Origin of the sequence: Acidisphaera sp. S103, from assembly GCF_009765975.1 — a bacterium.
Lineage (GTDB): Bacteria > Pseudomonadota > Alphaproteobacteria > Acetobacterales > Acetobacteraceae > Rhodopila.
The window spans coordinates 300,486-311,173 of sequence record NZ_LMUJ01000031.1 but is presented as its reverse complement, the minus strand read 5'-3'; the positions used below and the strand labels follow the sequence as shown (position 1 = coordinate 311,173).

Genomic DNA, 10,688 nt, shown 5'->3' with positions numbered 1-10,688 from the left:
CTACGGCTGGGCGTTCGTCAAGCCGTTGCGGAAGCTGTGGTATAACCTGACCATCACCGCCGCATCCGTTGTCGTCGCGCTGTTGATCGGCGGGATCGAGGCGCTGGGCTTGCTGGCCGATCAGTTCGGGCTTCAGGGCGGGGTGTGGTCGGTGGTGTCCGGGCTGAACGGCGGCCTGGGCAACCTTGGGTTCGCCGTGGTGGGGATCTTCGCGGCGGCGTGGGGTGTGTCGGCGGTGGTGTATCGGTGGAAGGGGTATGAGCGGTTGGCAGAGGCGGCGAGTGAGTAGGAAGGTTGAGCTTGTATTCTCCGCTGCGTTTTTGGCTCAACGAGAAAAGTCGAGTGGCATGGTCCGTCAGAATTACGCAATAGAAAATACCCAATAAATCAATGAATTGTATTCGAAACGTATATCTTGAATTCCGCAGATCCTGCATACGTGTCGCCCGAACGCGATAAGGCTGGCTTTCCGATATTCGGCACAGTAGGACGCTGTATGAGCAGAATGCAGACACGTTTTACCATCATCCCGGCGCTGCTATTGTGCCTACAGGGCTGCACTGACCATCGCAAGGCTATAGCAATGGCTATCCTTTATCCTCACGAAGATGAATTTTCCAGAGAAAGTAATGATGCATTTACAGGCGCGATTTTGGGGAGATTTCCTATTGGATCGGATGTAGAATCTTTGAGAAAATTCGCTGTTTCGCTTGGGGCTGGGCGTAAGAAAGGGGAGCGGACCCTAGGTCAAGAATATTTCGATCTTATTTGTCCAATACCGGAATATATTACCTTCGGTTATGAAAGTTCGGTTTCTATTCAAATTCACACCGACGGACCTCTGATAAAAAATGTGAGAGTCACAAGGGGCGGCGTGGGATTTTAGGACCCGCGGCTGTGTTCCATTAGCTCTCTTTAGGGCTCGCCGGGGAATAAGCGAATTGTCCGGTGAACGCCGCCGGCCTCTCATCGTTACGGCGGGCGAAGGACAGCCATGACGGGACTGGGCAACAGTGCCAACATCGAAGCATTTGTTTATGCACGAAGCCTTAGGGTGTCAGTTGTTGGCATCGCGCTGTTTCGCCTTCACGGACCACGCGCGATGCAGGGGTGCTGTCAGCAGCAAAGCAATCAAGAATGCAGGCAAAAGCCTGCCGGCCACCCCGCCAAACGCAAACAACACTTAACCCGGCAGCCCCGCCAGTCGCATCCGCTGGGCCAGCGTATCGCGGCTGGCTGGCGGCAGCATGGCCCGTGCCCGCCACGCGCCGATCCGGAAATCCGGGTCGATCGTCAGCAACTGCTGTGCGGCCTGCTGCGCCTCATCCAGCCGGCCAAGCACCGCGAGACTGGCGGCCAGCACTCTTGCGTTGGCGGCGAGGCCCGGATGATGCATCGCCGCCACCCTGGCCCAGCGGGCGGCATCACCGTAATGGCCGGCGATGTAGTGCGCGCCCGCCGTCACGTGGTCCTGCCACGCCCGCTCGGGACCCAAGGCTGGCATCGTTCCGGCCAGTTCGGCGTGAAAGATCGCCGTCTGCGCATCACCCAGCCAACTGAGCGACAGGCCCTTGAGGCACTCGGCTATGCCGCAGTGGGGGGCGCCGTCGATGACCCGGTCCAGCATGGCGGCCGCCACCGCGTGGTCGCGATGCAGCACCGAATGCATGAACGCCAGCAGCGCCATCGCGGCCGGATCGTTGCGGTCCATGCGCGCGGCGGCCTCGGCGGCGGCACGCGCCTCGGCGGGGGGATCGGCGCACCAGCCTTGGCTGATGGCCATGAAATGCCACCACACCAGGGCGAACCACGTGCTGGCGTGCGGGCCTGGGCGCTGTTGGGCCAGCCGCAGCATGTCGGCGGCGGCGTCGAAGGTATGCCGCTCCGGCCGCATGATCGCGGTGTAGGCCCGCAGCGCCAGGTCATGGGCGGTCAGCGTGTCGAACCGGACCAGGGCCGATCGATCCAGTTCACGTTGCAGCAGCAACGGTGGGATGGCGCGGGCGATCCGGGGGGCCGGGTCCTCCCGCGCTTCGGTCGGGTCCCCCGGTGTGTGGTCGAACCGGTCGGACCACAACACGCGGCCGGTCTCGGCCTCGTTCAATTCCACGGCCAGCCGCGGCATGTCCCGTTCGGTTTCGGCGGACCCGTGCAGGATGTAGCGCGCGCCGGAGGTTTGGCGCACCCGCTGCAGGTCGATCGGCGCCCGAACCGAGGCTGCCGGCGTGCGGCTGACCGATAGCCATGTCGCCATGCCGCCGAGGATGCGAATGACGCCGTCCGTCGTGGACTCGGCGAACGCTTCACCCGCCCCCGTGGCGCGAAACGGCACAATGGCGAGGGAGGCTCGCGGGTCGGCCTCCGTCCGGGGTTCGGCGGGCTTGCGGGCCGGCCTGGGCTCGCCGGCCCATGCCAGGCACGCCTGCGGCGAAATCGAGACCACGGCGAGCGGTTCGTCGAGGTCCGGCTCGCTCATCGGGTCGGCGGGCACCGGAACGGCATAGCGAAGCTGGTCGTGCAACGCACCGAGCAGGGCGATGCCGCCCGGTGGGGCGATCCGCGCCAGACGTCCGGCAAGGTTGATCGCGGCGCCGCCGACATGACGCTTGCCGGCCAGGATTTCGCCCGCATTGACGGCCATGCGAAAACGGATGGGTTCGACGGCGCGCGCCGTGCGCCCCATGGAGGCAGCTTGTATGCGGAGGGCACATTTCAATGCCTCGGTCGCGCTGGCGAATTCGGCCATGATGCTGTCGCCGGCAAAGGAAAAGATGGTGCCGGAGGCAACCGTGACGGCGGAACGCAGGCGGTCGAGTTCCTGGCTGACCCTGCGATGGACCCCGTCGTCGTCGTCGCGCGTCAGCAGCGCATAGCCCTCGATCCCGGCCGCCAGGATGGCTGCCAGCCGGCGTTCGGGCGGTTGATCTGCCTGGGTCTGCTTGGCTCGCACGGGGCTCTCCGAGACCGGGGTGTCGACGTTTTACCAATGGCCCTAAATGTTGACCCATGAAGAATGGGTCAACGGCCGCCGGTAGGAGTCTCTTTCGGCGCGCGGCCCCCCGCCAACCCCGCACGCGATACCAACGGCCCGGGTCGCCGGAAGAGCAGGCAACCCGGGCCGTTGGTATTACATTACGGTCATCCCGAGGGGTCCGGCAATCTATAAGCGACCGCCGTCCACCACCCACAACTGGCTGCTGCACATGCGGCTGTCATCTGAGGCCAGCCAGAGCACCATCCTTGTGACGTCGGCGGGCACCAGCTTGGTCTTCAGGCACTGGGCGCGGAGCAGGTTGTCCTCGGCTTCCGGGGTCAGCCACAAGTCGATCTGCCGCTGGGTCATGATCCAGCCCGGGATGACGCAGTTGACCCGGATGCCGTGTGGCCCCAGGTCGCGGGCCATGCCCTTGGTGAGGCCCTCGATAGCCGCCTTGGCGGTGGTGTAGGCCGGCATACCGCCTTGATTGCTGTGCCAGGAGATCGAGCCGAAATTGACGATCGACCCGCCGCCGGCGGCCTGCATCATCGGTGCGACGGCCTGGATGGCGAAGAATTGGTGCCGCAGGTTGGTCGCCATCCGCTCATCCCAGTATTCGACCGTGACGTCCTTGTAGTCGTGGCGCTGATCGTTGGCGGCGTTGTTGACCAGGACGGTGATGGGGCCAAGCTGGCGGGCGGTCTGAGCGATGGCGGCTTGCAGCGCGGCGATATCCTTCAGATCACAGGGCAGGTATAGCGGCGGCGGCAGGCCTTCCCGGCGCACTGTTTCGATCAGCGAGGCCGCCGCTTCATCGGCGATATCCAGGAAGGCGACTTTCGCCCCCTGACGGGCGAACTGGGTCACGTGCTCCGCGCCGATGCCGCTGGCGCCGCCGGTGACCAGCACCACGCGATCGCGCAGGCTGGGGTAGACAGCGAACGTTTGGGTCATGGCAAATGCTCCTTCAACTGGCGGATCGCGTGCTGGATCATCACCTCGACCGGGGGGCCGATATCGACGACGATCGGGTGTTCGTTCGGACCTGGTTCCTCCAGCGTGGCAAACTGGCTGTCCAGCAGCGCGGGCGGCATGAAATGGTGCTTTCGCGCTTTCATCCGTTCGGCGATCAGGGCCTTGGAGCCGCGCAGATACATCAACAGCGTGTCGGGTCGGTCGCCGATCAGGATGTCGCGGTACGATCGTTTCAATGCCGAACAGGCGACCACCGCCGACTGGCCGGCTGCCCGCAGCTCGTCCTGCCGATCGGCGATGGCGTGCAGCCAGGGCCAGCGGTCTTCGTCGGTCAGCGGCGTGCCGGCTTCCATCTTGGCGATGTTGGCGGCGGGGTGGAAGGAATCGCCCTCCAGCAGGGTCCAGCCCTCCCCGCGCGCCAGGCCGGCAGCGACCGTGGTCTTACCGCTGCCCGACACGCCCATGACGACGACGATGGTCATTTTGTTTTCGGCTCCACATGGCCGCCGAAGCCGAAGCGCATGGCGGACAGGACTTTCTCGGCGAAGGTGTGCTTCTGGCGCGAGCGGAAGCGGGTGAACAGGGAGGCCGCGAGGACGTCGGCGGGGACGGCTTCCTCGATCGCTGCCTCGATGGTCCAGCGGCCTTCGCCGGAGTCCTCGACTTCGCCGGAGAAGGCTTCCAGCTTTTCGTCCTTGGCCATCGCGTCGGCGGTCAGGTCGAGCAGCCAGGAACTGACCACGCTGCCGCGGCGCCAGACCTCGGCGATGTCACCCATGTTGAGGTCGAAGCGCTGGTCTTCCGGCAGGGCGGTGGAGGATTTGTTGCGCAGGATGTCGAAGCCTTCGGCCATCGCCTGCATCATGCCGTATTCGATGCCGTTGTGGATCATTTTGACGAAATGCCCGGACCCGACCGGGCCGGCGTGGATGTAGCCTTGTTCGGCGCGCGGATCGCGGCCTTCCCGGCCGGGGGTGCGATCGATCGTGCCGATCCCGGGGGCCAGGGCGGCGAAGATGGGATCGAGGTGCTTCACCGCGCCGGCGTCGCCGCCGATCATCATGCAGTAGCCCCGTTGCAGCCCCCAAACGCCGCCCGAAGTGCCGACATCGAGATACCGCAGGCCTTTCTCGGCCAGGGCCTTCCCGCGACGGATGTCGTCCTTGTAGTAGGTGTTGCCGCCGTCGATGATGATATCGCCCTTGGCCATCAGGCCAGCGAGTGCGTCGATCGTATCCTGCGTGATCTTGCCGTGCGGCAGCATGACCCAGACGGCCTTGGGCGAGCCGGTCAGCTTGCCGACCAGGTCCTTCAGGCTGGACGCCGTGGTGGCGCCTTCCTTGCCGAGGGCGTCGATCGCGGTCGGGCTGGCGTCCCAGACGACCGAGGAATGACCCGCCTTCATCAGCCGCCTGGAGATGTTGGCACCCATGCGTCCCAGTCCCACCACGCCGATCTGCATTCCGAAAGCCCTCTGTGTTGCGGTTATCCCGAGCGGGTGCGCGGGGTCGTGGGGCGCAGCCTGCCATATGGTGAGGTTCTGGCAAGCCGCCCGCCCTGGGCGTCGTGTGCACCTGCCGGTGATTGGGCAATCTGCTTTCCATGTGCGTTAATTAAAAAACTGAAAGGTCAATAACGTTGTCCGAAACGAGTACGCGACCGGGAGAGAAACGATCGGACGTGAACAACAAAATTTCGGTGCCTCGTATGGATGACAGTCTGCTTGTTCGGTACCGTCAACAAAGCGTGGGCCTCTCGGTGGGCGCCAACTACAGACTGACCAGGGCGTTGATGCTGCAAGGGGGTGTGGGGTTCGATCAGAGTCCGGTGACGGATTCGAACCGCACATTCCGTGTTCCGGACAGCGACCGGTATCTTGTGAGTGTGGGCGGGCAGTATGAGATCTTGCCGAACCTGACGCTGCAAGCCGTTTACGCGCATGTGTTCTTCGCGTCGGCAGAAATCGTATCAGAGGCATCGACGATGTCCAGCATTCTGATCGGCAAATGTGCCAACTCCGCCGATACGGTCAGCCTTGGGGTTAAATACCGGTTCTGAGGCGGGCGGCCTGTCTGTGGCGTGGTGCCGGGTGAGGGATTTGAACCCCCGACCTTCGGTTTACAAAACCGCTGCACTACCACTGTGCTAACCCGGCAATTTCAATGGCTTACGCTGTTTTTGTGTCCGTTTTGTCCCGCTTTTGTCCTGCTAATCCGGCGCAAATTCGGAGGCGGCGGCAGTTAGAGCATACCCAATAGCGCTTCGCAATCTTGGTGACGATGGCAAAAAAAGCGCCCCGAGAGGCGCTATAGTCCCTACTTTTCAGCGCTTATTTTGGCCCGCGCTTGCTGCGCTTCCCATTCTCCCCAGAGACTTACCACAGCACCTCGCCCGAATTTTTCCTCCAGCAGGACCTTGGCCTCATCCGTATTCGCGGCCTCGATGGACGTTCTCTTATCGATCCCGGAGGGGTCACCTGCATCAACGATGGGGTGATAGGTGCTCATTTCGGGTTTTCTTTTCGCTGTCGCCCCATCCTTCGCCTTCTGCCACGCGATCATGGCTCTTCCCTCTTCATCACATACTCCACCATACCAGGAAGTGGCGCCTGCGACTTCTTCATCACTATGAAGCCAGACTGCCGCAGGTGTTCTACCAGCCGGTCCGCCACGATACTCACCATGAGGTGGTCTGCGTAGTATGGGCGACTGTGAGTGTGCGGCCCTTCAAATCGACGATTAAGTGGGCTGAGGTGAACCGGGGACGTGTCCTCAACACATTTTACACGATCCCTCGGCAACCCCTGTTTCGGTGCACTTCTCCATTCCTGTGGTGCAGGCGCTAACGGCGACTTATTGACAGTCGGGCTTCCGGATTACCAAGTACATCCACGACCGCGCGAACGCCTTGTTGGCTTTGACGTGTGCACGCCGAAATATATCCAAGATTACCTCATCATCGTCCGACACTGGCGCCATTGGCAATATCTCGTCCTCCCAACCATCCAGGACGATCATGTCGTGAACCTTGGGAGAGAGGACGAGTTCGAAATCGTGGAACGAAACACCTCGCCCCCACCGCACAAGTCGCTCTTGAAGTGCTAAACTATTCGCGCCGTGTTCTCGAATTGTATCGCCGATATCATGGGCAAAGTGGGCTCGCGGTGAAAATCGGTAGTATTCCTGCTTGATTTCGGGGGGCAACCACTGAAAAAAATCGATCTGGCTTGAATGGGAATCATGAAAGCTCAACCTGTTAGGTGTCTCCCCAATTACGATCACTCCACCCGGCCGGAGGGCCTTCATGGCGGTCTCCAGAATTTCCCGAAATTCGTGGAAATGCACGTGTTCCAGGACGGCTATCAACAGCACGATATCGAACTGGCGATCGCCGGCCAGCAGCGGCGCGGAGCGGTCAAACAACCCGGTCTCGAAACTAATATTTTCGATTCCCCAAAACCGAAGCCGCTCCTTCGCCACGGCGATGGGGTTTTCCTCGAGTTCAAAGCAGTGGATGTGATCCACATACGGGGCGAACGCTAGCGTCGAACTTCCCGTTCCGCTGCCAACTTCGATAACCCTGGCGCCTTTAAGGTCAAACGCGCGCCTCACCCACGGGACTAGATACGAATGGAACCTGTTCACCCGGTGATAAGTCTCCTCAATAACATCGATGGGGTACTGTTTTGAGGTGAGATAATTTTCTGGCAGGAGAGAGAACTTCCACCGCATCAGGACGGCCTTCATATGCTCCTGATACCTGGCATCCATGAAATCCAACGGGACGCATTCGGGTTCCGGTTGGGATGATTGCCCGCTTTCGGATGCAATCCGTGAGGATTCGAGTTCGGCCCAGGCGCGCCTAAGGGCGAGCTGCGCCTCATCGCGATCACGTAGCGCGCGGTCGCGTTCGTCAATCGCGAGGTCGCGCTCTCGGAGCGCCACCTCTCTTTGCCAGAATGGCCGCCGAACGAACGGGATACGGCGATGGATTTGGAATGGAACTCGCACAGGACCCTCAGTGAGACCGATACGCGAAGCCCCGCAGCATGCCACCGCCGCAACGCCAGCGTCCACCAGGAAGCCGCCGGCCTTCCCCCTTCCGTAACCGCACCCCAGCCCCGCCAGCGTTCTCCGGGATGAATTCAACCCCGGCGGCTTTGAGGGCGGTGCGGATGGCGGCGAGATTATTCGTCATCGGGATAGTGGCACCCCTCTCAAAATTGCGGAGGGTGGTCACCGAAACGGAGGCCTTCGCCGCCACCAATACAGCGCCGCCCGTGCCCTGGCCGACCTGTCCCGGGATGAGCGCACCGCCAAGACACCAATGCGTATCGCGCGATCCCGTCCCACGAGATGATGTCCGAATGTTCACGAACCAGTGTGGCGCGAATGACACAAGTGTAATCGCTCCACCTAGAGAACGGTTAACTCAACATCCGCATGTTCATCGTGTTGTCCGTGCGGTCACACGCTAGCCAATCCGCATCGACCCCGCCATGCCAACCATTAACGGGACCAGGAGATGCCCTAATGAACACTGAAACCCAACGCCATCCGCTGCGCCGGGCGGCGCTTGCCGCGACCTTGCTGGCCGGTACCAGTCTGGGAGGCTACGCAATCGGGCATAGCGCCTGGGCCGATAGCGTCGCGCCGGTCAACCCGCCTGGCGCCCAGCTCGTCCCGCACGTCCTGCCTGATTTCACCAATCTGGTGACCCAGGTGAAGCCCGCCGTCGTGTCCATCACGAACAAGCTGAAAGCCGGCGCCGCGGTGGATGAAGAGCCGGGTGGCCAGATGCAGCAGCTTCCCTTCCCGTTCAACCAGATGTTCCCGAATGGCCCGCAGCAGCAGCAGCAGGAACATGCGGTCGAAGCCCGCGGATCGGGCTTCCTGATCAGCGCCGACGGCTTCATCGTCACCAACAATCACGTCGTGAAGGGCGCGCAGAGCCTGAGTGTGACCCTCGACGACGGAACCGTGCTGCCGGCCAAGGTGATCGGCACCGATCCCCGCACCGATATCGCCGTCCTGAAGATCGATGCGGGTCATCCCATGCCGTTTATCCAACTGGGTGATTCGCACGACGTGAAGCCGGGCGAGTGGGTCGTCGCCATGGGTAATCCGTTCGGCCTGAGCAGCACTGTCACCGCCGGGATCGTGTCGGCCGTCAGCCGCGACATCGGCGCCGGTCCGTACGACCAGTTCATCCAGGTCGATGCGCCGATCAACAAAGGCAACTCGGGTGGGCCGCTGTTCACCCAGGATGGCAAGGTCATCGGCATGAACACCGCGATCCTGTCGCCCACCGGCGGGTCGGTCGGCATCGGCTTCGCGATCCCGTCGGACATGATCCGCACCGTTTCGGCGCAGCTTGAAAAGAGCGGCAAGGTGGTGCGCGGATATGTCGGCGTGGAAGCGCAGGAGATCACGCCCACCACCGCCATGGCCATGCACCTGAAGGTGAATGGAGGTGCCTTGCTGGCCGGTATCCAGTCGAACAGCCCGGCGGCCGACGCGGGGTTGCAGCCCGGTGACGTGATTCAGGCGGTGAACGGCACCAAGATCGAAAATCCCAAGGAACTCGCGCTGAACGTCGCCAGTATCCAGCCGGGGGATGAGGCGCATCTGAGCATCCTGCACGACGGTCAGAGCAAGGATGTGACCGTCAAGGTCGGGACATTGCCGAACGATCAGGTCGCCAGCAACAACCTCCAGGGCAACGATCACCACGCCCAGATCGGGCTGGCGCTGGGGCCGCTGTCACCCGACGTGCGCAATCAGTTCGACGTCCCCGATGGGACGAACGGCGCGGTGGTGCAGGGTGTGCAGCCAGGGTCTCCGGCCGAGGCGGCTGGCTTGCAGCCGGGCGATGTCATCGTTGGCGTGGGCATGCACGCGGTCAACAATCCGGCCGAGGCAGCCCGGGCAATGCGCACCGCGCTGAATACGGACCATGCGCTGGCCTTGCGGGTTATCCGGAATGGGCAGCCGGTGTTCGTGGGCGTGACGCTGGGCGGGCAGGCCGACCAGGGCTAAAACAGGGTGGGGGCGAGGCACATCGTTGCCTCGCCCTTATGCCGAGGCGGGAACGCCTTTGCCGCTCGCCGGTCGTGCCAGCTTGGCGGCATTCAGCGGTACTTCCACGTCGATTTCGAGCATCGAAACCGATGGTCCGCGGTCCAGTTTGATCTGCACCGCATCCCGGTCAACGGTGATGTGCTTGGCGATCACCGCCAAGATTTCTTCCTGCAACGTCGCCAGCAGATCGGATTTACCGATCACGCTGCGTTCGTGTGCCAGCAGCACCTGAAGGCGATCCCGAGCGACGGGGGCGGTGGTCTTTCTGCTTCGAAACAGTTCGAATAGGTTCATGCTACCCTCCGTCCGAACAGCCGGCCGATAAAGCCTGTGCGCTCCAGCGGGATCACCACATCGACCTGTTCGCCCTTCAATCGCTTCGCCGCGTCGAAATAGGCCCGCGATGGTGCGCTGTTCGGATTGTTCAACGTCACCGGCGAGCCGACGTTCGAGGCTTTGAGAACTTCTTCGCTCTCCGGAATGATCCCGAGCAGCGGGATCGACAGGATTTCCAGGACGTCCTCGACCTTCAACATTTCGTTACGCGAAGCCCGAGCGGCGTCGTACCGGGTGACCAGGAGGTGCTTGTCGATGCGTTCGCCGCGTTCGGCGCGCAGGGTCTTCGAGTCCAGCATGCCGATGATGCGATCGGAATC

The 10,688-nt window shown here is 62.3% G+C and carries 10 protein-coding genes, 1 tRNA gene and 2 pseudogenes; 4 read left to right on the top strand and 9 right to left on the bottom strand.

Annotated elements, in window-relative coordinates; genetic code table 11:
• Positions 1-289: pseudogene (locus GSQ89_RS05980) on the top strand (HoxN/HupN/NixA family nickel/cobalt transporter); the annotation flags it as partial.
• 207 nt (positions 290-496) lie between these two features.
• Entirely contained in the window at positions 497-886 is a 390-nt protein-coding gene (locus GSQ89_RS05975; protein ID WP_158922981.1) for a hypothetical protein, read from the top strand.
• Positions 887-1,183: 297 nt separating this feature from the next.
• Here the strand turns inward: GSQ89_RS05975 and GSQ89_RS05970 are convergent, their stop codons facing one another.
• The 4 genes from GSQ89_RS05970 to gnd all read right to left on the bottom strand — a co-directional run bounded on the left by GSQ89_RS05970 (position 1,184) and on the right by gnd (position 5,414).
• The gene (locus GSQ89_RS05970) at positions 1,184-2,950 is read right to left on the bottom strand and encodes a hypothetical protein (RefSeq protein WP_158922979.1); all 1,767 of its coding nucleotides are present in this window, start codon (positions 2,948-2,950) and stop codon (positions 1,184-1,186) included.
• 210 nt (positions 2,951-3,160) lie between these two features.
• On the bottom strand, positions 3,161-3,931 hold the full coding sequence (locus GSQ89_RS05965) for an SDR family NAD(P)-dependent oxidoreductase (RefSeq protein WP_158922977.1): 771 nt from the start codon (positions 3,929-3,931) through the stop codon (positions 3,161-3,163).
• Entirely contained in the window at positions 3,928-4,434 is a 507-nt protein-coding gene (locus GSQ89_RS05960; protein WP_216856028.1) for a gluconokinase, read from the bottom strand. Before GSQ89_RS05960 ends, GSQ89_RS05965 begins: the two co-directional genes overlap by 4 nt.
• Positions 4,431-5,414, bottom strand: coding sequence for a phosphogluconate dehydrogenase (NAD(+)-dependent, decarboxylating) (gene gnd, locus GSQ89_RS05955; RefSeq protein WP_158922975.1), 984 nt, complete (start codon positions 5,412-5,414; stop codon positions 4,431-4,433). The genes GSQ89_RS05960 and gnd overlap by 4 nt, the downstream gene beginning before the upstream one ends.
• A 218-nt stretch (positions 5,415-5,632) precedes the next feature.
• Here gnd and GSQ89_RS05950 point away from each other — a divergent pair, with 218 nt between their 5' ends.
• On the top strand, positions 5,633-6,010 hold the full coding sequence (locus tag GSQ89_RS05950) for an outer membrane protein transport protein (protein ID WP_216856027.1): 378 nt from the start codon (positions 5,633-5,635) through the stop codon (positions 6,008-6,010).
• Between the two features lie 22 nt (positions 6,011-6,032).
• Here GSQ89_RS05950 and GSQ89_RS05945 read toward each other — a convergent pair.
• From GSQ89_RS05945 to GSQ89_RS05935, 3 genes are all read right to left on the bottom strand, one after another.
• A tRNA-Thr gene (locus tag GSQ89_RS05945) sits at positions 6,033-6,107 on the bottom strand.
• A 160-nt stretch (positions 6,108-6,267) separates the two neighbouring features.
• Positions 6,268-6,513, bottom strand: coding sequence for a hypothetical protein (locus tag GSQ89_RS05940; protein WP_158922971.1), 246 nt, complete (start codon positions 6,511-6,513; stop codon positions 6,268-6,270).
• Between the two features lie 291 nt (positions 6,514-6,804).
• Entirely contained in the window at positions 6,805-7,896 is a 1,092-nt protein-coding gene (locus GSQ89_RS05935; protein ID WP_158922969.1) for a class I SAM-dependent methyltransferase, read from the bottom strand.
• Positions 7,897-8,484: 588 nt separating this feature from the next.
• Between GSQ89_RS05935 and GSQ89_RS05930 the strand changes: the two genes are divergently transcribed.
• Positions 8,485-9,990 (top strand): Do family serine endopeptidase, encoded by a 1,506-nt coding sequence (locus GSQ89_RS05930; protein WP_158922967.1) that lies wholly within the window; start codon positions 8,485-8,487, stop codon positions 9,988-9,990.
• A 36-nt stretch (positions 9,991-10,026) separates the two neighbouring features.
• Here the strand turns inward: GSQ89_RS05930 and minE are convergent, their stop codons facing one another.
• On the bottom strand, positions 10,027-10,326 hold the full coding sequence (gene minE / locus GSQ89_RS05925; protein WP_158922965.1) for a cell division topological specificity factor MinE: 300 nt from the start codon (positions 10,324-10,326) through the stop codon (positions 10,027-10,029).
• Positions 10,323-10,688: pseudogene (locus GSQ89_RS38375) on the bottom strand (septum site-determining protein MinD); the annotation flags it as partial. The gene minE and the pseudogene GSQ89_RS38375, both read right to left, overlap by 4 nt.

Excerpts from the sequence above, each read along its gene's own strand:
- GSQ89_RS05975 (WP_158922981.1), top strand. The coding sequence starts at position 497 with ATGAGCAGAATGCAGACACGTTTTACCATCATCCCGGCGCTGCTATTG.
- GSQ89_RS05930 (WP_158922967.1), top strand. The coding sequence starts at position 8,485 with ATGAACACTGAAACCCAACGCCATCCGCTGCGCCGGGCGGCGCTTGCC.
- GSQ89_RS05960 (WP_216856028.1), bottom strand. The coding sequence starts at position 4,434 with ATGACCATCGTCGTCGTCATGGGCGTGTCGGGCAGCGGTAAGACCACG.
- minE (WP_158922965.1), bottom strand. The coding sequence starts at position 10,326 with ATGAACCTATTCGAACTGTTTCGAAGCAGAAAGACCACCGCCCCCGTC.
- GSQ89_RS05940 (WP_158922971.1), bottom strand. The coding sequence starts at position 6,513 with ATGATCGCGTGGCAGAAGGCGAAGGATGGGGCGACAGCGAAAAGAAAA.
- GSQ89_RS05965 (WP_158922977.1), bottom strand. The coding sequence starts at position 3,931 with ATGACCCAAACGTTCGCTGTCTACCCCAGCCTGCGCGATCGCGTGGTG.
- gnd (WP_158922975.1), bottom strand. The coding sequence starts at position 5,414 with ATGCAGATCGGCGTGGTGGGACTGGGACGCATGGGTGCCAACATCTCC.